The sequence below is a fragment of the Bacillus cereus genome, from assembly GCF_002567495.1.
GTDB classification, from domain to species: Bacteria; Bacillota; Bacilli; order Bacillales; family Bacillaceae_G; genus Bacillus_A; species Bacillus_A cereus_AQ.
The window spans coordinates 40,953-63,608 of sequence record NZ_NVAP01000010.1; the positions used below are offsets into that span (position 1 = coordinate 40,953).

Genomic DNA, 22,656 nt, shown 5'->3' on the forward strand with positions numbered 1-22,656 from the left:
AATACTAGATACGAAATAATACTAGTTTAAGAATATTGATGGTAGTGTGAGTTTAAAACAAAGTCATATTGTCAAAAAACAGTTGTAACGTTTTATCTCTTTAGATTTGTTTATTTAAAGGGTATTTTTTGTGGATTCAATAAAAATGTACAAATGATCATCCTTATAACAGTCTAGATATTGGCACGTTATGTGAGGAATTTATAAATTATTCACATAATGTACTAAATGTGAATAAAATACGTGGAATAATTATGTCTTTATTAGCAAGGCATTAATAAAAATTAGGACATCTTGTATCATACATTTGGCCTAATTGATTATTTTTTGATTGATATATATAAGATGGTAAGTGAGACAGGAGTGATGATGTTTGGTAGCAACTATAACGGGAATTGTATTTAATGATTTAAATCACAATGGTCAATTTGATCCTGGAGAGCCGGGAATACCTAATGTTTTCGTTGTTTTATTTAGTAGTACAGCAGCAACATGTATAACTACCCAAACAGATGTAAATGGAAATTATAGTTTTACAGTTACTACGGCAGGAACTTACACTGTATATGAACCTGTCGCTAATCCAGGTGATACTTGCCCACCTACAAATTTCACTCAACCTGATGGATTTACTATGTCAAATGGGCCGAGAAAGCTAACAATTACAGTTACCGCGGCCCAGATTAATAATGGTGCAACAATTGCGAGTCAAAATTTTAGCCACGATACTGTCAATAATCCTTTAGGTTGTACGACGACTATGATTCAGTTTGCAGGTACCCCATCTATTTGGTATAACATCAATGTTGTAACGGGGGCAACTCTGACTCAGGGTACGGTAAATCCCCCTGTGAATATTAACGCTATTGCATATAATACTTTAGATAATTATATTTATGGATATGATCAATTAAATAATAAAATTGTGCGTGTAGATAGTAGTGGAAATGTAACAGCCCTATTCCCTCTACCGCCAGGATTACCAGTGGATAATTATAATGTTGGAGCTTTTGATCTTAATGGATTTCTATATATTTCTGTAAATGATATTGCAAGATTTTATGTGATTGATTTGCGACCAAATTCTGCAACATTTATGAAGCTAGTTAATCCAGCAACTGGATATACAGAACAAACTAATAATTTCGGCGTTGGTTTAAGTACAACACTAAACGTAAGTGATTGGGTATATAATCCGTCAGATAATTTTTTATATGGCATAACTCCTACGGGTATAGCTGTAAGAATAAGCCCGACGACAGGACAAATTACAAATTTAACGACAACACCCCAAAATACAGGGCCTTTTGGAGCAATTGCTTTGGACTCAAATGGTGTAATTTATGCAATTGCTAATCCAACGGGTAACATATACCGATATATTATCGCTGGTAATACAGCAACCGCGGCACTGTTTTCTAGTACGGTTACAACCTCATTTAATGATGCGACTATGTGTCTGCTTGCTGAAATTAACGTGGATTTTGGTGATGCCCCAAATACTGCTCCAGGTAACGGACCAAATAATTATTCTACGCTACTAGCTAACAATGGCCCGCGTCACGAAATTATAAATGAATTATTTTTAGGGACGAAAGTTACTGCGGAAACAGATGCTTATCAAAACCCTACAGCAACCGGTGATGATATTTCAAAAGGTATTCAAGATGACGGCTTAACGGTACCTCTTGCGACTCTTTCAATTAGTGCAACTAGCTATTCGTTACGTGTAACTGTAACGAATAATACAGGAAGTGATGCTAATTTATATGGATGGATTGATTTTAATGAGGATGGAATATTTCAAGGGAATGAAGCGGCAGCTGTGCAAGTGGTTCCTTCTGGGCCGGGTACTCAAACTGTCATTTTAAACTTTGCTGTACCTCCAGGCGTAACGTTAACTCCTAGTCAAACTTTTGTAAGGCTTAGATTAACAACAGATAATCTTATTAATCAGAACGCGAATACGCCGGCGTCTGTGGATACAAGGAGTGTAGGACCTGCCTCTGATGGAGAAGTAGAAGACTACATTTTAGAAGTAAATAATGTTGCGGATTTAATGATAGTGAAAACGAATAGCCCAACGCCGGTGCAACCGGGCCAAGAGCTTACTTACACGATAAAAGTAACGAATAATGGTCCTGATGCTGCGCAAGATGTTACGCTAACTGATGATATTCCACCTGAGATTTTAAATCCAGAGTATAGTTTAGATGGGGGTATTACCTTCCAGCCTTGGACTGGGAGTTTAAGTCTAGGAACACTTCCGGCAGGTGATTCGGTACCAATATTAATCCAGGGAACAGTTAGCAGTTCTGCTACGGGAATTATTGCAAATACAGCAACTGTTAGCAGTACAACATTCGATCCTGATTTGAGCAATAATACTGATACTTCTTTTGCTCCTATTAATTTTTCGGCAGATATTTCTGTTATTAAAACAGCAAGTCCAAACCCAGTTGTAGCAGGTGAACTACTCACTTATACAATGGTAGTGTCGAACGCAGGACCAAATGATGCACAAAATGTAACGTTAACGGACGTTATACCAAGTGAAGTTTTAAGTCCAGAATTTTCAATTGACGGTGGAGTAACATTTAATCCATGGCCGGGTACTCTCTCTTTGGGAACTTTGACAAATGGCGCAACAGAAACAGTTTTGATCCGGGGGACAGTGAGTACCGCGGCAACTGGAAGCATCACCAATACAGCAACTGTGGATTCACCAACACCAGACCCTGATCCAACGAATAACACCTCAACAGTTATTACCCCTGTTAATGCTTCAGCGGATGTTGCTATTATTAAAACAGCAAGTCCAAATCCAGTGGGTGGTGGAGATTTACTCACTTACACACTTTTTATATCTAATTTGGGTCCATCAGATGCACAGAATGTAACAGTAACGGACACGGTGCCAAGTGAAATTCTAAACCCGGAATATTCAACAGACGGAGGGGTAACGTTTAATCCGTGGCCTGGTACTCTCTCTCTAGGAACCTTGGTAAATGGTGCAACAGAAACGATCTTGATTCAAGGAACGGTAAGTGCCGACGCTACTGGAAACATTACAAACACAGCAACTGTAGCTTCACCAACACCAGATCCAGATCCAACGAATAACACCTCAACTGTTGTTACAACAGTAAATGAAGCGGCAGATATTTCTGTAGTGAAATTAGGAAATCCTAACCCAGTAATCGCGGGTCAGGTAATCACGTATACAATTGTAGTATCAAATGCAGGTCCATCAGATGCAGCAAACGTAACGCTCACAGATGCTATAACAAGTGTTGTTTTAAATCCGGAATATTCAATAGATGGAGGAGTAACATTTAATCCGTGGCCTGGTTCAATCAATATAGGTACACTCATAAATGGAACATCAGAAACGGTGTTGATTCAAGGAACGGTAAGTCCTTCTGCTATTGGAAACATCACAAACACAGCGACTGTAGCGTCGACAACACCAGATCCAGATCCAACGAATAACACCTCGACTTTTGAAACTCCAGTTGAAACTTTAGCTGATATCTCAGTGGTGAAAACAGGAAGTCCAAATCCAGTACTTGCAGGAAACGTGCTGACTTACACAATTGTAGTGTCGAACGCAGGACCATCAGATGCACAAAATGTGACGCTTACAGATTTGGTGCCGATTAAGATTTTGAGTCCGGAATATTCAACAGACGGAGGAGTAACGTTTAATCCATGGCCGAGTTCAATCAATATAGGTACACTAGCAAATGGTGCGTCACAAACAATTATAATAAGAGGAACTGTAAATCCTTCTGCTACGGGATTAATTACGAACACAGCTGTAGTAAGTAGTACTACACCAGACCCAGATCCAACAAACAATATGTCTACGGAGTTTACCGCGATAAATACTTCAGCTGATATTTCTGTGGTAAAGACAGCGAATCCAAGTCCAGTGATTGCAGGAGGCGTGCTGACTTATACTGTGGTAGTGTCGAACACCGGACCGAATAATGCGTTAAATGTAACGTTAACGGATGCTATACCAAGTGAAATTTTAAGTCCAGAATATTCAACAGACGGAGGAGTAACGTTTAATCTATGGCCGGGTTCTATTAATATAGGTACACTAGCGAATGGTGCGTCGCAAACAATTATAATAAGAGGAACGGTAAGTCCTTTGGCTACAGGATTGATAACGAATACAGCGACTGTAGATTCAACTACACCAGATCCAGACCCGAATAATAATACTTCAACAGTTATTACGCCAGTTAATAATGATGCAGATATTTCTGTGGTGAAAACAGCAATCCCATCTCCAGCTATTGCTGGTGAGGTACTCACTTATAGTGTAGTAGTATCAAATGCTGGACCAAATGATGCGTTTAATGTGACGTTAACGGATGCTATTTCGAGTGAAATTCTAAATCCAGAGTTTTCAATAGATGGAGGAGTAACGTTTAATCCATGGCCTGGTTCTACCAATATAGGTACAGTGACAAATGGTTCTTCGGTGACGGTCTTAATTCGGGGAACGGTAAGTGCTTCTACTACGAATACAATTATTAACACAGCAACAGTAAATTCAACAACACCAGATCCAGATCCAACGAATAATACGACAACGATTGATACGCCTGTGCATGCATCTGCAGATATTTCAGTGGTGAAAACAGGAAATCCAAATCCAGTAAACGCAGGCGAGGTACTCACTTATACGTTGGTTGTATCAAATTTGGGCCCGTCAGATGCAGAAGCTGTTACGGTGATAGATGCTGTATCAAGGAGAATTTTAAATCCAGAGTTTTCAACAAATGGTGGGGTAACATTTAATCCATGGTCTGGTTCTATCAATATAGGTACACTGGCAAATGGTTCTTCAGTAACTGTCTTAATTCGAGGAACCGTAAGTTCATCAGCTACTGGCTTCATTAGGAATACGGCAGTAGTAAGCTCTCCGACACCAGATCCGAATCTAACGAATAACAGATCGACCATTGTTACACCAGTAACTGAGTCAGCGGATATTTCAGTAATGAAATTTGGTCGTCCGACTTCAGTGAATGCGGGTGAGGTACTCATTTACAGGCTGGTTGTCTCAAATGCCGGACCATCAGATGCACAAAATGTGACGCTTACAGATACGGTGCCGAGTGAGATTCTGAATCCAGAGTTTTCAACAGATGGAGGAAATACGTTTAATCCATGGCTTGGTTCTCTTGACTTAGGAACATTAGCTAGTGGGACATCAGTAACCGTCTTCATCAGGGGAATGGTAAGTTCTTCTGCTCTCGGAATCATTACAAACACAGCAACCGTACATTCAACAACACCAGATCCAGACCCAACGAATAATACCTCAACTATTATGACATCGGTGAATACGTCAGCGGATATTGCTGTTGTAAAAGTAGGAAGTACAGTGCCAGTAGCGGTAGGTCAGTTAATGACTTATGCTATCGTAGTGTCGAATTTAGGCCCGTCAGATGCCGGGGCTGTAACGGTAACTGATGTAGTACCGAGTGAACTGTCAAATGTGGAATTTTCAGTAGATGGAGGATTAACGTTTAATCCGTGGCTAGGTTCTACGAATATAGGTGATTTACCAAAGGGTGAAACATCAATCATTTTAATAAGAGGGATAGTAAATTCCGCTGCGGAAGGATTTGTTACGAATACTGTAACTGTAAGGTCGATAACGCCGGATCCAAACCCTGACAACAACACATCTACTGTTGTTACGCCTGTAAGTGAATCGGCAGACATTTCAATAATAAAAACAGTGAATGCAAATACAATAACTCCAGGTGGATTGTTAACTTACACATTGTTCGTAGCGAATGCCGGACCATCAAGTGCACAGAATGTCGTTGTAACAGATGCGATATCGAGTCAACTAAGCAATGTGGAGTTTTCAGTAGATGGAGGAGTAACATTCAATCCATGGACGGGGACATTAAGGATAGGAACATTGGCTAATGTTGCTTTTGTTACGATAATAATTCGAGGATTTGTAAGTCCAAATGCAGTTGGGTTTATAGTAAATACGGCTACTATTAGTAGTGACACACCTGATCCAAATCCTACTAATAATACGTCAACGGTTATAACACCGATAATCACTGAGATTGTACCCGTTATACCTTGTTTCCCGCGACATGATTGTATGAAACACAATCATAGAAAATGTAAATAATAATTTAAATTAGTTTTACAATTGAGAGAATAGAAGAACCTGAACCATCTAGCACATTTGATGAAGAACTAGCGATGCCTTCTACGAAGTATTATTCTTTATATAAAGCTAGAAAATAAAGTGTTTTTATAAAAGAGGCCTATCATTTCAAACAAATGATAGGCCTCTTTTATTTTTAAAAAATTGAGGTTAAATGTGTACTTTTATTATAACAATGCATTTCATATAAGAAGTGTAATTATTTTGGGGAGGGGGATTGTTGTGCGTCATCATAAAAATTGCAAAAAATTCGGAGTGGCACTGCCTCTTCCGCTCATAGGAGCAACAGGCCCTACTGGTAACAGTGGACCAATTGGACCTACAGGAGGACATGAAGGTCCAGTTGGTCCAACAGGAGTGACCGGTCCAACAGGAGCAACTGGGCCCCAAGGTCCTCAAGGTTTTCAAGGAATACAAGGGCCGCGAGGGACAACAGGAGCACAAGGGATACAAGGAGCTATCGGTGATACCGGAGGGCAAGGTATTACTGGTCCAACTGGTCTCCAAGGTGCTCAAGGATTAACCGGAAACCAAGGTCCAATTGGTGATATTGGAGTACAAGGATTAGAAGGAATACAAGGAGCTACGGGTCCTGCTGATAGTCAAGGTCTACAAGGCCCACAAGGAATACAAGGGGAAATAGGTGAGCGAGGACAAACGGGGGCACAAGGAATGCAAGGAGAGAGAGGCGCAACTGGAGTCCCAGGTGTAACTGGCCCCCAAGGTTCTCAAGGTCCTCAAGGAATACAAGGGGAGCAAGGGACTACTGGTATACAAGGAGAAGACGGCCTCCAAGGGATACAAGGAATTACTGGAGAGGAAGGCCCACAAGGAGCTCAAGGGATACAAGGCGAATTGGGTCCAACTGGTTCTACTGGAATACAAGGTGCCCAAGGTATAAGTGGAATAAAAGGGATAACAGGTGTAATAGGTTTACAAGGTCCACAAGGTGTGCAAGGGATACAAGGTATAACGGGAGCAACAGGTTTTCAAGGGATAAAGGGAATAAGAGGTATAACGGGAGTGACGGGTAGCATTGGTATTCAAGGTTCAGGAGGACCTCCGGGCGGTCCGACGGGAGTGACCGGGCCGCTTGGTCCTTCTAGTGGGGTGACTGGACCAGCCGGTCCACCCGGCCCACCAGGAGGTCCAACTGGTCCAACAGGAGCGACTGGTTCAATAGGGGTAAGCGGAGGGATAGGACCAATAGGAGCGCAAGGAGTGCAGGGGATAACAGGTCCAACTGGTCCTCAAGGTGTAAGAGGAGCACAAGGTTCCCAAGGTGTAGTTGGAGCAGTTGGAGTCCAAGGGGCACAAGGTCCTCAAGGTACTCAAGGTATAACAGGTCCAACCGGTGCAGAAGGTCCACAAGGAATACGAGGTCCGCAGGGGGAAATTGGCCCAACCGGTGCAGAAGGTCCTAAAGGTATTCAAGGTACTCAAGGTGTAATAGGTTCAACAGGAGCACAAGGAATGGTGGGAATACAAGGGATAGCTGGGCCGGCTGGTGTTACAGGAGCGGAAGGAGTTCAAGGTTCTCAAGGAATCGGAGGAGCAACAGGTCCAGCTGGAGCACAAGGAATCCAAGGAGTACAAGGAATCCAAGGGGAAATAGGAGCAGCTGGAGTCCAAGGTCCTCAAGGAGTTCAAGGGATACAAGGGGCTGCCGGATTAACAGGTACACAAGGTGTGCAAGGAATACAAGGTGTGCAAGGAATTATCGGTCCGACTGGAGCTATTGGCTTGCAAGGTCCTCAAGGATTACAAGGAATAATGGGCCCAACAGGAGCTCAAGGTGTGCAAGGAATACAAGGTGTGCAAGGAATTATCGGTCCAACCGGTGCACAAGGAATTAGAGGTCCCCAAGGAAATACAGGGGAAGTCGGTATAACTGGCCCTCAAGGAGTCCGAGGGGCACAAGGTAATCAGGGACCACAAGGCCCACAAGGAAATGTTGGAATTACAGGTGCAACGGGTGAAACTGGATCGACGGGAGCAACCGGGGTAATTGGACCACAAGGTGTGCAAGGTGTTCAAGGGGTTACGGGAATACAAGGGATAACGGGAACGACAGGCAATACAGGTGCAACGGGAGTAACTGGAATACAAGGAATACAAGGCGTCCAAGGATTGCAGGGCCCAACTGGATTAATAGGAACGACGGGGCTTAGTGGTAGTACAGGGCCAGTTGGAGCACAAGGTAGTCAAGGCCCAAGTGGAGCGGTCGGCCCTACGGGAGCAACTGGTAGTATAGGACCTATAGGTTTCTCAGGAATAATAGGAGCGACAGGAGCAACGGGTTTACCTAGTGGGGGAGGTTATTTCTTTTCCACTGCAACGAGTTCAATTGCAGCGAATGCGCTAATACCAATCAGTTCTGGTTCTACAATTTTTGGAACAGGGATTAGTTTAACAAGTGCAACAACCGTAACGTTAAGTACGCCGGGAATATATTTAGTAAGTTATTATTTTCAAGGTGATCCAACTAGTGGAAATGAAACGATTTCAGTAAGGCTGACGTTAAACGGAACACAAGTCACAGGGAGTTTTATTTTTTATGTTACAGCAGGTTTTGTATTAGAACCAGCGATTTCCAATACGATGGTAATTGAAGTTACTTCTCCAAATTCCACTTTGTCATTACAAAATGGTCCATTAGCTGTTGGACATGTAACAACATTATCGGGTGTGATAACAGCTAGCTTAAATATATTACAAATAGTTTGATGCGTTATAAACGGGAGGAGATGCTTGTGAATAATCAAGATAAGTGTAGGAAGTTTCAAGCACCTATTCCTTTTCCGTCGCCAGGTATTACAGGGTCCACAGGACCAACCGGTCCGACGGGTTCTTTAGGTGGACCAACTGGACCGCAAGGAATACAAGGCGTACAAGGTCCAATCGGTCCAACCGGTCCGACAGGAATACAAGGAGTGCAAGGGCTGCAGGGAGAAAATGGTCCAACAGGCCCAACGGGTTTAACTGGACCACAAGGTTCTCAAGGTAGTCAAGGATCTATGGGAGAACAAGGTCCACAGGGAATACAAGGTGTTCAAGGAATTCAAGGCGAAAGAGGTCCGACAGGTCCACAGGGAAATCAAGGTATACAAGGAATACCTGGTCCAATAGGAGAAACTGGTCCAACGGGAATACAAGGAATACAAGGCCTGCAAGGTGAAATCGGTCCCACCGGTCCAAGCGGAATACAAGGTATACAAGGAGTACAAGGGGAAAATGGTCCAACTGGTCCGACTGGAAATACTGGTATACAAGGTGTTCAAGGTAATTTAGGAAGTAGTGGTTTACAAGGTGTAACAGGAATACAAGGAATACAGGGTTCGATTGGTCCAACAGGCCCAACAGGATCTCAAGGTGTTCAAGGGGAACAGGGGCCGGTGGGGCCACAAGGGGAAACTGGTGTTCAAGGTTTACAAGGTCCCCAGGGAGACATGGGGCAGGTAGGCCCAACTGGCTCTCAAGGAATTCAAGGAGTGCAAGGTGTAATCGGTCCGACAGGAGTAACTGGTTTACAAGGGGATCCAGGTCCAACCGGTTCGACAGGATCGACCGGAATAACCGGTCCAACAGGTTCGGCAACTGGCCCGACAGGAGCAACCGGTCCAACGGGTCCACCGGGAGGCCCGACAGGTCCAACAGGTCCAGCAGGGTCACCAGGGGGTCCAACCGGTCCGACGGGAGCAACGGGATCAACAGGAGTGACTGGAGCGACAGGAGCAACTGGAATTCAAGGGGTGCAAGGTGTAATCGGCCCGACAGGGGCAACCGGTTTAACAGGTTTGCAAGGAGTACAGGGACCGATGGGGGCAACCGGTCCAACGGGTGATCAAGGCATTCAAGGTCCACAAGGTATACAAGGTCCAACGGGTCAGATTGGTCCGCAAGGTCTACAAGGAATACAAGGACCAATCGGTCCAACGGGTCCGACTGGTCCACAAGGAGTGCAAGGGGCACAGGGTCCAATCGGCCCAACAGGTCCGCAAGGAATTCAAGGCATACAAGGTGAGCAAGGAGTAAGGGGAGCGACAGGCCCAACTGGTTTACAGGGGCTACAAGGCGTGCAAGGTCCGAGTGGTCCAACCGGCCCACAAGGAGTGCAAGGAATACAAGGTCCGAGTGGCATAACAGGTCCAACCGGTCCCCAAGGAATTCAAGGTATTCAGGGACCACAAGGAAATATAGGCCCAACCGGTCCTCAAGGAATTCAAGGCGTGCAAGGTCCACAAGGCCCAACCGGTCCGACTGGGGCAACAGGTCCTCAAGGAATTCAGGGAATCCAAGGTCCAATTGGTCCAACCGGTCCCCAAGGAATTCAGGGGATACAAGGAGTGCAAGGTCCACAAGGCCCAACCGGTCAGGCAGGCCCGCAAGGTCTACAAGGAATAACCGGTCAGACAGGACCAACTGGTCCAACTGGAGCAACCGGCCAGGCGGGAGCAACGGGTCCCCAAGGTCCTCAAGGAATTCAAGGTCCACAAGGAGTAACAGGTCCAACCGGGGCAACCGGCCAGGCGGGGGAAACGGGTCCCCAAGGTTTACAAGGAATCCAAGGTCCACAAGGGATATCCGGTCCAACTGGAGCAACCGGCCAGGCGGGAGCAACGGGTCCCCAAGGTCCACAAGGGATCCAAGGTCCACAAGGGATAACCGGTTCAACGGGAGCAACTGGCCAGGCGGGAGTGACAGGAGCAACAGGACCGACTGGAATACAAGGCATACAAGGAATAACTGGAGCAACAGGGGGAACGGGAGTAACAGGCCAGGCGGGAGCAACTGGTCCAACTGGCTTAACCGGTGCAACAGGATCTTCTGCTATATCAACAGGTGGTGGCTATTTCTTCTCTACATCAACAAGTACAATTGCAGCAAATGCTAACATTCCAATTAATTCGGGATCCACTGTATATGGAACTGGTGTATCTTTAACTAGTGCTACGACAGTCACAGTAGCGACGCCAGGGATATATTTAGTAAGCTACTATTTTCAAGGGGATGCAAATGGTGGGAATGAAGTAGTATCTGTAAGATTATTATTAAATGGAACACAAGTAACAGGGAGTTTTATACAAAATGTAACGACTTCAACTGTAGTGCTGGAACCATCCATTTCAAATACGCTTCTCGTAAATGTAGCGAGCGCAAATTCAACATTTATATTACAAAATGGCCCGTTAGGTGTTGGACATGTGACTACTATAGCAGGTACAATTACAGCAAGTTTAAATGTAGTGAGAATATTATAAGAAATATAAAAAACACAAGGAATGTCTTTTTAGACACACCTTGTGTTTTTAGTTTTAAATAAGCATTTTATTATCGTTTCGGCTGAAAAATATGTTGAAAGAAGTATTTGTGATGTAAGTTATCTACAACTTTATTTGCTTGATATGTGCGATGTTGTTCTAATCGAAGTCTTTGCTCCATCATTTTTATTGCGTGATCAGATAAACGTAACATAATACATATCTCCTTTTTTATAAATATAGGTGACTATTTGGTATCGATCCCATATTTATAATTAAGGAGGCAAAATGTGTAACATAGGCAAAAAGCACCTTCCTCTCCCATTACGCTTACGAGGTTAGCTGTCGGACTCGGGAAGTGAGAGTTTCCCTACTTAAAAAAGATTCGCCCCAAGTAGCATAGCTACAAAAGTGGTTCCCCCGCTCCAAAAATTGGACTCAGCAAAAGGTTTTATAAAGTAAAAAATAACATAAATAAACAGTTTAGTCAAACTATTTATTGTTTTCTGTCTTTTTTAGTGAAGTTAAAACTACACCATCAGGCAATACAATATTTTGTACTTCGATAAAGCCATGTTTTTTATATAAAGACAAAGCAGGTGTATTTTCTTTCCCTGTTTGTACAATATATGATTTTGAAGAGGAGAACATGTCAAATATATATAGTAATAGCTTAGTAGCAATTCCTTTATGAAAATGATCGGGGGATACTACTAAACGATGAATATCAACTTCCTCGCCACCAATTTTAAAAGAAATAAATCCGGCAAGTACATCTTCATAAAAATAGCCGTAAAAAATTTCGTCACATGATTGAATATCAGCTACAGTATCATAAAGGCGAGGGATAGCTGTACTATTTATATATTTTGCCTCAATTTCATAAGCTGGTATTTGAATGCTTAAAATAGAAGTAGCGTTTTTGTGAGAAGTTGTTATTAATTTTTGAATCATAGAGAAAGAACCTCCTTGTTGGCTGTATTTTCATAGATTTGACAAGATTTTTCTTTATTGGATATAATAATTATAATAGTTACATAACAATTTAGTATGAAAAAGAAATACACCATAATAGAAATGGAGGACTAAAAATGGGATGGATTATCACATTAATAGTTGGTGCTATTATAGGTGCAATTGCAGGTTCTATAACGGGTAAAAATTTTCCGGGTGGTATGTTCGGAAATATTATCGCAGGTTTATTAGGTGCTTCGTTAGGTGGTAGATTATTTGGCTCTTTTGGGCCATCATTTGGTGGGATTCATGTCGTGCCAGCATTATTAGGTGCAATCGTGTTAATTCTTATTGTATCATTTGTAGTGAAAGCTGCAAGGAAATAGAGATATAGATTATGATGAAAAGCCCTGAATAAGGGCTTTTCATCATTCGAAGAGGTGGTTTCATTGGAGAAAGTAAATATAAGAAAAAGAGATAAGTTAAGAAAGTTTTTTAGAGAACAAAATTATTTGGCGGTATTACTTGGATTTGCGTTATTGTTCATTAATATTTTATTATTAACAAAAATATCCTTTGTTTTTACACCGTTTATCGTATTTTTAAAAACAATTTTCTTCCCAGTACTATTAGCGGGCGTGCTATTCTATATTTTACATCCATTCGTTTCGCTTTTAGAAAAGAAAGGTGTTTCAAGAATCGTATCAATAGCCTCAATATACTTAATAGTAATTGGATTATTTGTGTTTTTAGTTTTAACGGTTATTCCTATTATTAAAGATCAAATTGATGCATTAATTGATAACTTACCGTATTTCGGTCATGAGATTGAACGAGCAGCACGTAGATTCGGGGAAAGTAATTTACTCGGTAAAATCCAGGAGAATTTAAATATTAATGTTGCGAATATGGTAAAAGAATATACAGTTGATTTTACAAAGTCATTATCATCAGTAACTGGCAATGTAACTGGATTTTTGAGTACTGTTACAGAGGTTGTTTTAACATTTGTAATGGTTCCATTTATATTGTTCTATCTTTTAAAAGATGGCGAACAATTGCCGAATCACTTCTTAAAGTTCATTTCAGAACAAAGACAACCAGCAGCAATGAGAATACTAGATGATATGCATTATGCGATTAGTTCGTATATTAGAGGGCAAATTATCGTGAGCTTGTTTATCGGTATTATGCTATTAATCGGTTACCTTATTATCGGTATTAAATATGCGGTATTACTTGCGATTTTAGCGATGATTGTAAATATCGTTCCGTACGTAGGACCAATTATCGCCATTACACCAGCGTTAATTATCGCATTTATCGACTCGCCAGCAATGGTGTTAAAAGTAATCATCGTTATGATGGTTGTACAATTAGCAGAAGGTAAATTTATTTCTCCGCAAGTAATGGGGAAAAAGCTAGATATTCACCCAATTACAATCATATTTATCATTTTAACTGCCGGAAACTTATTCGGGATTATGGGCATTATTTTAGCCATTCCAGGGTATGCGATATTAAAAGTGTTAGTTACGCACGGTTATAGATTTGTTAAGTTGAATACGTGAAAAAAGAGCTAAAACAGATAAAACTGTTTTAGCTCTTTTTTATTAACAATTCATTTGCGTATTGGCGCGCCCATTGATCCGCTTCTAATATAGCATCTAGTGAAGGATCTTTTACGTTATGATGAGCTTCAACTGTTTTGTAAATTGTTTTTTCAATATCGAAAAAGGCAATTTCATTTTTTAAGAATAGTGCATTCGCAATTTCATTTGCTGCATTTAATACAGCGGGAGTAGTACCACCGATTTTGCCACATTCATATGCGTATTGTAGACAAGGGAACTTCTCTAAATCTGGTTTTTCAAAATGTAAACTACCGATTTCTAATAAATTTAATTTTTCATAGGAAGAAGGTAGCCGAGTAGGATAGTGAAACGCATATTGAATCGGCATTCTCATATCAGGAGCACCGAGCTGTGCCATAACTGATCCATCAATAAATTCTACTAAAGAATGAATGATACTTTCTTTATGAATCATTACATCAATTTTTTCATACGGAATATCAAATAGCCATCTCGCTTCCATTACTTCGAACCCTTTATTCATTAATGTGGCAGAATCAATCGTTAGTTTTGCGCCCATTAACCAGTTTGGATGTTTTAAAGCGTCCTTAGCTTGTAAAGTTTTCATTTCTTCACGTGTTTTATCACGGAATGCACCGCCAGAGGCTGTAACGATTAATTTGTCGATTTCTTTATTATTTTCACCGTTCAAACATTGAAAAATAGCTGAATGCTCACTATCGACTGGAATTAAACGACATCCGTTTTGTTTCGCTAGTTCAGTTACGATATGTCCAGCTGCAACTAACGTTTCTTTATTAGCGATGGCAATATCTTTCTTCGCCTTTAATGCTTCAATCGTTGGAAGTAGTCCGGAAACACCGACAACGGAACTTAATACAAGATTTGAATCAGGGTGAGTAGCTACCGCAATTAAGCCATCAGTTCCGTATGTGATTTTTGTATTCGCTGAAATACGTGTACGAAGCGTGTCTGCTAACTCTTTTGTCGCAACGCTTACAATGCGAGGTTGAAACGTTTTGATTTGTTGCTCAAGAAGATCGATATTATAATTTGCGGTTAAACCGACGATTTTAAAATGTTCAGGATGAGCTGAAACGACATCTAATGCAGATGTGCCGATGGATCCTGTGGAACCTAAAATGGATATATATTTTACCATGAAAAAACCTCCAAAGTTGTTTCGAGTATTTCTGCAAACCTATATAATATTAGACACTTGAAGTGGAAATTCCTGCTATATAAAATAGAAAGTTCGGGTTTGTTTTGAAGTGAAATGTGATAAACTGTAAAAAAATAACGAAAAAGCAATGAAAGAGAAGAGTACATATTCGAAACTTTTCAGAGAGCTGATATGTGGTGGGAATCAGTAAGGGATGAATATGGAATGGGCTCTGGAGCTTCTAACTGAAATGAGTAGGTAAAGACGGTTACTTCACGTTAAGAAGTTGAAGTGAGCTATAATGATAGCTAATGAAGGTGGTACCGCGGGAGTCTCTCGTCCTTTTTTAAGGATGAGGGGCTCTTTTTATTTTGAGAAAGGAGGAGTTAGTATGAGTGGGAAAATAATATTAACAGGAATTAAGCCGACAGGTTATCCGCATTTAGGAAATTATATTGGTGCGATTAAACCTGCATTGCAAATGTCAAAGAATAATGAAGGAAAAGCATTGTATTTTATAGCTGATTATCATGCGTTAAATGCTGTTCATGATTCAGAGAAATTCAGTGATTATACGAAAGAGGTAGCAGCTACTTGGTTATCGCTCGGACTTGGAGAAGATGTTGTTTTTTATCGGCAAACAGAAGTACCAGAGATTTTAGAATTAGCTTGGATATTAGCTTGTCTAACTCCGAAAGGTCTTATGAACCGTGCTCATGCGTATAAAGCGAAAGTAGAACAAAATAAAGAGGCGGGTTTAGAGGTTGATGCCGGAGTGAACATGGGGTTATATACGTACCCGATTTTAATGGCAGCTGACATTTTATTATTTCAAGCTACACATGTACCTGTCGGGAAAGACCAAATTCAGCATATTGAAATTGCACGTGATATTGCGACGTATTTTAATCACACATTCGACACGACATTTACACTTCCGGAGTATGTCATACAAGAAGAAGGCGCAATATTACCAGGACTTGATGGAAGGAAGATGAGTAAAAGTTATGGGAATGTGATCCCGTTATTTGCAGAGCAAGAAAAACTACGGAAATTAATATTTAAAATAAAAACGGATTCTTCACTTCCAAAGGAACCGAAAAAACTAGGAACGTTATTTACAATATATAAAGAATTTGCGACAGAAGATGAAATACAGTCGATGCGTGGAAAGTATGAAACTGGCATTGGATGGGGAGATGTGAAAAAAGAGTTGTTTCGCGTTGTAGACCGGGAATTAGCAGGACCTCGTGAGAAATATGAGATGTATATGAATGAGCGAAATTTATTATATGAAGCGTTAGAAAAAGGTGCTGAGCGGGCACGTGCTATTGCGAAGGTAAATTTAGCGGAAATTAAAAAGCGGATTGGATTCGAGGGGGAACGTTAAGCGTTCCCTTGTTTTTTTAGATAATCTGTAATAATCTTCTCAATAACAGGAGGAAGATTACTAGGTAATTCATCAAGTGAAAAGAAGCGTAGCTCTTTCGATTCCGTTTGATCGCATACAAGTTCACCATGAAATTCTCGGAAAATATAAACAACGAGTACACCGTGTACTTGATCGCCGTTTGGATAGATTTGAAAGAAGTCTGGTCCTGAGTATGTACGGAATAATTCTGGCTCTTTAATAATAAGTCCAGTTTCTTCAAATACTTCCCGTTTTAAAGCATCTTCTAACGTTTCGTTATATTCCAAGGCGCCGCCAATAATACCCCAGCGGTTAAAGTCTGTACGAAGCTGCAGTAATATTTCATTTTTCTCATTTAAGATAATGGCGTGTGATCCTATTAAAATAAGTGGATGATTTCCTATTAGATTTCTCATGTCTTCAATATAACCCATAATTTTGCTCCTTTTATTTAATAATAGTTAGGAAGTTCTTTTAACATTTTTTCTGTTTTGCGTGATGTAAAAGCTAAGTTATGATCATCTTTTGTTCTAAAAAATAATGTGCGTAAAAAAGTTTTAATGTTGGCACATAAAATGCAATACTCGTTAAGCGAAAGGCGTTTTCTAATTTGGGGAAGCCTTTTTATTTTTTTATGAATAATAGAGACTAACTCATCTTGCGGGAAGTCATGATACAGCATTGCTAGTAAAGGAGTAACGATGCGTTCATCTTCGTTATTATGAAAAAGGTCAGATGGAATGAAGATTTTATTTAATAAACAATGAATTAATTCCTCATACCACTCAAAGATCGTATAAGTATTATGAACTATTTCAGTGAAAGCATCTGATACGTGGGCGATACAATGAGCCCACCCTTTATTTTCAATATAGCCTCGAAAATCTGTTTCTAAGTTTGTATATGTAATGAGTTTGTTTTTTATTTCCTCGATATCCTCCTCTGTAAAAAAGTAGTGCGAGTTAGCGAATTGAAGTATTAACGCAATTAACGAAACAGTGTAAGAACGTGTGAACACCCCATCTGTATGTGGGGAGTATATGTCACAATATAAATACTCATCACTTAAACATGTTTGTAGAAGTAATTTCAGCTGATCGTCCATAAGGAATTCATGATGAATGAAATGCGTAAAACATTTATATATAAGTTGGTAACGAACGTAACTATCAGTCGTTCCGATGTACTGAAGCATGTTCAAAGTTAACTCATTTACATCTATATGTTGTAGTTGCGTATAATCATTTTGTTGTATAAGTTCTAATTGTTGTTGCAGCGCTGTAATATCCAATGGAGAACCTCCTCCGCACTTTAAAGATGCGATCTTTTCTAGTATTCTATATATTCAAGGACAATCCTGCTCATGCAAGGAGAACCATTAGAAATTCGAGTATGACATAGATGAGGGAAGAATATGACGACGATAGAACAGTTAGAAAAACATTTTAAAATAAGAAGAAGTGCTTCTTCTATTATGATAAAAGAAAATAATGCAGAGGTTTTTACAGAAGAGCAATTAAAGGAAATGATGCAATATTGCGTTGCTGAGGCTGAAAAAGAGGAATTAGAAAACTTACATTTTGAGATTTCTTCAAAAAGCCCCAATTATGATGTGTATAAGAAATGTTTCGAAACATATTCATTTGAATATATTACGGAAAGCATGATTGTGTTTAAAGATATATACGAAGTAGAAGATGTAGAAAGTGAAGTTGATTTTAAGTTAATTGAAGAAGTAGGGGAAGAGGCTTTTTACACACTGTGGAATGAAGCGACGGGAGAACAAGTTAATTACGATCAATTTGTACATATGATGCTACAAGAAATTGGTGGGCAATGGAAAGAACATTGTTTAACAGCGAGTGTCGATGATAAGCCAATAGGAATTGTCATCCCGCATATTGAAAGAGGTACGTTAGAAGAAGGGAAACTTATGTATTTTGCAATCGCTTCAAGTATGCGAAATAAAGGGTACGAAGCAGCATTCTTTACAGGTGCAATGTTTGTCTTAAAGGAAATAGGTGCATCTTATTATATTGGTGAGACAAATGTAAAAAATGAGTGGATGAAGGATGTTTTTGAAAAGAACGGATGTCAGTTGCTGAGTTGTACTGAGCGGTATGTGAGGGAGTTTTAAAGGATGGGTGATGGACTCTCTCGAACTCATTTAGCGGGAGGGGCTATATATGTTAAAGCAAACATTTCATTCATTGGCTTTACTGTATCCAGATGTATTGTTAGAAGGCTGGAAAATTGAAAAAGTTTCAGAACGTTATGAAGGTGAAAAGTGGGAAAGTTTTTGGTTTCAAGTTGTTACTCCAACCGGAATGTTTCGGGTAAAAGAGTTTTTTCTCGATATAATGGAGCCAGTATTCCCTGATAGTTGTATTTCTCAGGCGAAAGGATATTGTTTTCAATATAAAGGGCTTGTGTATTGGAAAGGTATAAATTACAAGGGAAAAGAAAATTATGTTACATCTAAATGGAAAACACAAATTGAAATTTCTATTGATCGTGGATATGTAAACAAAGATGAAATGGAAAGATTTCTATTCGGGTTACAACCAGTAAATATGGAGTTTGCGAAAACGATATTACATACACCATTTCACCTATTGAGCTTTCAAGCAAAAAGAGATGGAATTGGTGAGATAGGAAGATGTCAAGGGTGGAGTGCTCCAGATGATGTATCATATTCGAACTTGCCAATTCATGAAAAGGTAAGTTGGAAGCTCGAATCGGTCGGATTAGGGAATGATGAAACGCAGTATGTATACTGGGACGAAGGTAATAAACTATATGCACTTTGGGTTTGTAGACATAAAAATAAATCGTATTATCCTGTTTCTTCATGGACAACGAACTATGGCGTTAAACAGATTATAAATGGATTAGAGTTTTATTCGCATAGAGAGCGGGGAACAGTTGTATATGAGGATTTAGGCATGGAACAAATTGCATATGTATTTCGAGGGAATCCATGTACAAATTTTGAACAAGTAAAAGAACTTTTTCCTATTTGTAAGATAAAAAGAAAAATGAGAACGACAAAGTAGTTATTCCTATAATACAATAGAGTAAGATTCGATTATAAGAGAAAGCGTTGGTGAAAGAATGGAGCAGCAAAGAAATTGGCTACAAGCAACTGTAGAAAGAAATGAAGATAATACGTTACAAATAAAGTGGGAAAATAATATAGAAGAAGTCCGTATTTATTGGAGTACTTCACCAGACCATATTGAAGAAAATGGAGAATTACTTGCAACGGTAAATCGAGAATTATCATATACAATTGAAAACCCGAGTGAAAATGAACGTCCATATTTTAGACTAGTAGGAAGTAATGGACAAGCAGTGACAGTGGCTGAGCGTAGACTGCCATTACAAGGCGCGTTTAACTTCCGTGATATGGGCGGATATGAAACGACAGAAGGCCGTAAAGTAAAATGGGGCAAATTATACCGTTCTGAAGAATTAGCAGGACTAACAGAATGGGATATTGCATATTTACAAAAGTCTGGTTTGAAGTTAATTTGTGATTACCGTACAGACTTTGAGGTAAAGCATAAGCCAAACCCAGAAATTACAGGTGCTCGTCAAGTGTGCTTACCAGTTATGCAAGACTTAGCGAAAGATTTAAATATAAATGAGTTTTTCCAAGTTGGTGACCTTTCTATGTTAGGAAAACCAGGTGAATATCTTGTGAAAATGAATCAAGATTTCGTAAGTGGTAACGAGGCGTTCGTGAGTTTCTTACAACTCGCGCAAAACCCGGAAAACTTACCGTTAGTAAATCACTGTACAGCTGGAAAAGATCGTACTGGATTCGGCTCAGCATTATTATTACTTTTACTAGGGGTACCAGAAAAAACAGTAATGGAAGACTACTTACTAAGTAACGGCTACCGTGAAAAGCTAAATGAAAAAATGATGGCCTTTTTAGGTGCAAAATTACAAAATGATGAAAGTAGAGCGATATTAGGTGCAATGTTTGAAGCGCGTGCCGAATATTTACAAGCTGCGATTGATGGAATTCAAAAGCAATACGGATCAGTTGAAGCATACGCCGAAAAAGCTCTTGGCTTTACGAAAGATTCGTTAGAAGAAATGAAAGTGTTATTGCTGGAAGATAAGTAAGAAGAAGGGAGGCTGGTTTTGATTAGCCTCCTTTTCTTATTGTTGTTATAATTAAGCTATGAGAATATAGGAGTTGAGGAGAACATCATGAAATACAAAGTAATACTATTTGACGTAGACGATACATTATTAGATTTCCCTGAAACGGAAAGAAATGCATTACACAATGCGTTTGTACAGTTCGGCATGCCTACAGGGTATAATGATTATCTTGCAAGCTATAAAGAGATTAGTAATGGATTATGGAGAGATTTAGAAAATAAAATGATTACGCTAAGTGAATTAGCAGTAGATCGATTTAGACAATTATTTGCACTTCATAATATAGACGTAGATGCGCAGCAATTTAGCGATGTATATCTTGAAAACTTAGGGAAAGAAGTACATCTTATAGAAGGTGCTGTGCAATTATGTGAAAATCTACAAGATTGCAAGCTAGGTATTATTACGAATGGATATACGAAGGTGCAACAATCAAGAATCGGAAATTCGCCTTTATGTAATTTCTTTGAACATATTATTATTTCTGAAGAGGTTGGTCATCAAAAGCCAGCACGTGAGATTTTTGATTATGCGTTTGAAAAGTTTGGGATTACTGATAAATCAAGTGTATTAATGGTTGGAGATTCGTTAACTTCTGATATGAAAGGCGGAGAAGACTACGGTATTGATACGTGCTGGTATAATCCGAGTTTGAAAGAGAATAAGACGAGTGTTAATCCGACTTATGAAGTGGAGAGTCTGCTTCGTATTATGGAGATTATGGAAGAAAAAGTAGTTTCCTTTTCATAAGAATTCTCTATTGTCGATTGGTGTTAGTAAATCGATATATTGAAAGAATCGCTGATATAATTTGAATTGATGCGGTTAATTTATAGGTAAGAGCTGTGTAACAACTAGAGGTGAATAAAGAATGTTAAAGTTTTTATTTGAGTTAGACAAGGCTATTCCGCAGAAGGATGAGCCAAAGTATGATGCTTATACAAAGGGCTTTATTGAAGGGGAATTAACGATTCTCGCGAGTGACAGCGTACTTTTTCAGAAGTCATGTATGAAGGTTGCGGAGCTGGGCATTTATTTAGGTCAGTGGATGGAACAAGTTCAACACGGGCAAAACGTGCCTATGAAATATGAAACGGCTGACCGTGAAGAGGTCATTCTTGGCTTCTTCTATGAAGAGGATCATAACCAATGGAATGTTTCTTCCAGCTGGCAAGAATTTGAACTTCAAGAGCGTATCTCTACTGAAACATTAGTAGAGAGCGTTCAATGCTATTTATATGAGCTAAATAAGGAACTGCGTGCGATAGAATATCCTGTGACGTTTGATCAGTACTTAAGAGGAGAGCGAATGATGCAGCTTTCTTACAAACGACCGTGTGATAGCAAAGCAGATACGACGCCGATAGAGGTTTATAATGGAAGCGAGCAAGTAGGCGTAGTAAGGGGCTATTATAAAAATACGCTGATGAGAGTGCTGGATTTTATTCCGAAAATTGGTAGTAATATCATTTATGAAATAAAGGATATTAAGAAAAATATTCGCGTCATTGCAAAGGATGTAAGTAGGCAGCGCCAAAGAAAGATTTTAGTAACGTACAAAGATAATAATGATGTAGAGCATGAAATACTTGTATGTGACGGAAAGTTATTGGATGCAAATTTCTTATTTACCTTTACATATAAGGCAGAAGAATATGTTGTTCATAAAACTTCATTTGGGATGGGAAAGTTATTACGAAAAGGCTATGTAATCACAGATTGGAATATTCGTCTTGAGGAAGATATGTATTACATTGAGATGAATGTATATGATGAAGATTATATAGAGGATCAATACTTACTATTAGGCGTATTTCATGCGGTTTTATATGGGTAATCAATGAGAAATACCGGCATTCTTCTTGAAAAGAATGCCG

At 39.8% G+C, this 22,656-nt stretch carries 16 protein-coding genes, 1 pseudogene, 1 riboswitch and 1 other annotated feature; of the genes and pseudogenes, 12 read left to right on the forward strand and 5 right to left on the reverse strand.

Going from position 1 to position 22,656, the window contains the following annotated elements:
* Nucleotides 1-373 precede the first annotated feature (373 nt).
* The 4 genes and pseudogenes from COK05_RS05065 to COK05_RS05080 all read left to right on the forward strand — a co-directional run bounded on the left by COK05_RS05065 (nucleotide 374) and on the right by COK05_RS05080 (nucleotide 11,478).
* On the forward strand, nucleotides 374-6,178 hold the full coding sequence (locus tag COK05_RS05065; RefSeq protein ID WP_098611711.1) for a DUF7507 domain-containing protein: 5,805 nt from the start codon (nucleotides 374-376) through the stop codon (nucleotides 6,176-6,178).
* Between the two features lie 8 nt (nucleotides 6,179-6,186).
* A pseudogene (locus tag COK05_RS31620) lies at nucleotides 6,187-6,297 on the forward strand (SAM-dependent methyltransferase); the annotation flags it as partial.
* Between the two features lie 142 nt (nucleotides 6,298-6,439).
* Entirely contained in the window at nucleotides 6,440-8,944 is a 2,505-nt protein-coding gene (locus tag COK05_RS05075) for a collagen-like protein (RefSeq protein ID WP_141538900.1), read from the forward strand.
* Between the two features lie 20 nt (nucleotides 8,945-8,964).
* Nucleotides 8,965-11,478: a BC_3345 family exosporium-associated protein gene (locus tag COK05_RS05080; protein WP_098611712.1), complete on the forward strand. Its 2,514-nt coding sequence runs from the start codon at nucleotides 8,965-8,967 to the stop codon at nucleotides 11,476-11,478.
* A 70-nt stretch (nucleotides 11,479-11,548) separates the two neighbouring features.
* On the opposite strand, the gene COK05_RS31245 is transcribed toward COK05_RS05080, so the two are convergent.
* Together COK05_RS31245 and COK05_RS05090 are read right to left on the reverse strand one after the other, a co-directional pair.
* Nucleotides 11,549-11,692, reverse strand: a complete 144-nt coding sequence (locus tag COK05_RS31245; protein WP_000945246.1) for a hypothetical protein — start codon at nucleotides 11,690-11,692, stop codon at nucleotides 11,549-11,551.
* Nucleotides 11,693-11,789: 97 nt separating this feature from the next.
* Nucleotides 11,790-11,932, reverse strand: a riboswitch (cyclic di-AMP (ydaO/yuaA leader).
* 38 nt (nucleotides 11,933-11,970) lie between these two features.
* A complete protein-coding gene (locus tag COK05_RS05090; RefSeq protein ID WP_098611713.1) occupies nucleotides 11,971-12,432 on the reverse strand; it encodes a GNAT family N-acetyltransferase in 462 nt (153 codons plus the stop codon).
* Nucleotides 12,433-12,569: 137 nt separating this feature from the next.
* Between COK05_RS05090 and COK05_RS05095 the strand changes: the two genes are divergently transcribed.
* Nucleotides 12,570-12,818, forward strand: a complete 249-nt coding sequence (locus tag COK05_RS05095; protein ID WP_000539721.1) for a GlsB/YeaQ/YmgE family stress response membrane protein — start codon at nucleotides 12,570-12,572, stop codon at nucleotides 12,816-12,818.
* Nucleotides 12,819-12,881: 63 nt separating this feature from the next.
* Entirely contained in the window at nucleotides 12,882-14,003 is a 1,122-nt protein-coding gene (locus tag COK05_RS05100) for an AI-2E family transporter (protein ID WP_141538901.1), read from the forward strand.
* A gap of 28 nt (nucleotides 14,004-14,031) precedes the next feature.
* Here COK05_RS05100 and COK05_RS05105 read toward each other — a convergent pair whose 3' ends face one another.
* Nucleotides 14,032-15,189, reverse strand: coding sequence for a 1-deoxy-D-xylulose-5-phosphate reductoisomerase (locus COK05_RS05105; protein WP_098611715.1), 1,158 nt, complete (start codon nucleotides 15,187-15,189; stop codon nucleotides 14,032-14,034).
* A 139-nt stretch (nucleotides 15,190-15,328) separates the two neighbouring features.
* Nucleotides 15,329-15,536 (forward strand) — a binding site (T-box leader).
* A gap of 44 nt (nucleotides 15,537-15,580) precedes the next feature.
* On the opposite strand from COK05_RS05105, the gene COK05_RS05110 reads away from it, so the two are divergent.
* Nucleotides 15,581-16,579: a tryptophan--tRNA ligase gene (locus tag COK05_RS05110; protein ID WP_098611716.1), complete on the forward strand. Its 999-nt coding sequence runs from the start codon at nucleotides 15,581-15,583 to the stop codon at nucleotides 16,577-16,579.
* Here COK05_RS05110 and COK05_RS05115 read toward each other — a convergent pair.
* A complete protein-coding gene (locus tag COK05_RS05115; RefSeq protein WP_098611717.1) occupies nucleotides 16,576-17,034 on the reverse strand; it encodes an NUDIX hydrolase in 459 nt (152 codons plus the stop codon). The two genes, COK05_RS05110 and COK05_RS05115, sit on opposite strands and share 4 nt — an antisense overlap.
* Nucleotides 17,035-17,051: 17 nt before the next feature.
* Nucleotides 17,052-17,891, reverse strand: a complete 840-nt coding sequence (locus COK05_RS05120) for a DUF2785 domain-containing protein (protein ID WP_098611718.1) — start codon at nucleotides 17,889-17,891, stop codon at nucleotides 17,052-17,054.
* 123 nt (nucleotides 17,892-18,014) lie between these two features.
* Here COK05_RS05120 and COK05_RS05125 point away from each other — a divergent pair, with 123 nt between their 5' ends.
* The 5 genes from COK05_RS05125 (at nucleotide 18,015) to COK05_RS05145 (ending at nucleotide 22,616) form a co-directional block, all read left to right on the forward strand.
* Nucleotides 18,015-18,737: a GNAT family N-acetyltransferase gene (locus COK05_RS05125; RefSeq protein ID WP_098611719.1), complete on the forward strand. Its 723-nt coding sequence runs from the start codon at nucleotides 18,015-18,017 to the stop codon at nucleotides 18,735-18,737.
* Between the two features lie 49 nt (nucleotides 18,738-18,786).
* Nucleotides 18,787-19,656 (forward strand): hypothetical protein, encoded by an 870-nt coding sequence (locus COK05_RS05130; RefSeq protein WP_098611720.1) that lies wholly within the window; start codon nucleotides 18,787-18,789, stop codon nucleotides 19,654-19,656.
* A 58-nt stretch (nucleotides 19,657-19,714) separates the two neighbouring features.
* A complete protein-coding gene (locus COK05_RS05135) occupies nucleotides 19,715-20,737 on the forward strand; it encodes a tyrosine-protein phosphatase (protein ID WP_098611721.1) in 1,023 nt (340 codons plus the stop codon).
* An 87-nt stretch (nucleotides 20,738-20,824) separates the two neighbouring features.
* Entirely contained in the window at nucleotides 20,825-21,529 is a 705-nt protein-coding gene (locus COK05_RS05140) for a YjjG family noncanonical pyrimidine nucleotidase (protein ID WP_098611722.1), read from the forward strand.
* 121 nt (nucleotides 21,530-21,650) lie between these two features.
* Nucleotides 21,651-22,616, forward strand: a complete 966-nt coding sequence (locus COK05_RS05145; RefSeq protein ID WP_098611723.1) for a tubby C-terminal domain-like protein — start codon at nucleotides 21,651-21,653, stop codon at nucleotides 22,614-22,616.
* The last annotated feature ends 40 nt before the right edge of the window (nucleotides 22,617-22,656 follow it).

Excerpts from the sequence above, each read along its gene's own strand:
- COK05_RS05080 (WP_098611712.1), top strand. The coding sequence starts at position 8,965 with ATGCTTGTGAATAATCAAGATAAGTGTAGGAAGTTTCAAGCACCTATT.
- COK05_RS31245 (WP_000945246.1), bottom strand. The coding sequence starts at position 11,692 with ATGTTACGTTTATCTGATCACGCAATAAAAATGATGGAGCAAAGACTT.
- COK05_RS05090 (WP_098611713.1), bottom strand. The coding sequence starts at position 12,432 with ATGATTCAAAAATTAATAACAACTTCTCACAAAAACGCTACTTCTATT.
- COK05_RS05095 (WP_000539721.1), top strand. The coding sequence starts at position 12,570 with ATGGGATGGATTATCACATTAATAGTTGGTGCTATTATAGGTGCAATT.
- COK05_RS05105 (WP_098611715.1), bottom strand. The coding sequence starts at position 15,189 with ATGGTAAAATATATATCCATTTTAGGTTCCACAGGATCCATCGGCACA.
- COK05_RS05110 (WP_098611716.1), top strand. The coding sequence starts at position 15,581 with ATGAGTGGGAAAATAATATTAACAGGAATTAAGCCGACAGGTTATCCG.
- COK05_RS05115 (WP_098611717.1), bottom strand. The coding sequence starts at position 17,034 with ATGGGTTATATTGAAGACATGAGAAATCTAATAGGAAATCATCCACTT.
- COK05_RS05125 (WP_098611719.1), top strand. The coding sequence starts at position 18,015 with ATGACGACGATAGAACAGTTAGAAAAACATTTTAAAATAAGAAGAAGT.
- COK05_RS05130 (WP_098611720.1), top strand. The coding sequence starts at position 18,787 with ATGTTAAAGCAAACATTTCATTCATTGGCTTTACTGTATCCAGATGTA.
- COK05_RS05135 (WP_098611721.1), top strand. The coding sequence starts at position 19,715 with ATGGAGCAGCAAAGAAATTGGCTACAAGCAACTGTAGAAAGAAATGAA.
- COK05_RS05140 (WP_098611722.1), top strand. The coding sequence starts at position 20,825 with ATGAAATACAAAGTAATACTATTTGACGTAGACGATACATTATTAGAT.
- COK05_RS05145 (WP_098611723.1), top strand. The coding sequence starts at position 21,651 with ATGTTAAAGTTTTTATTTGAGTTAGACAAGGCTATTCCGCAGAAGGAT.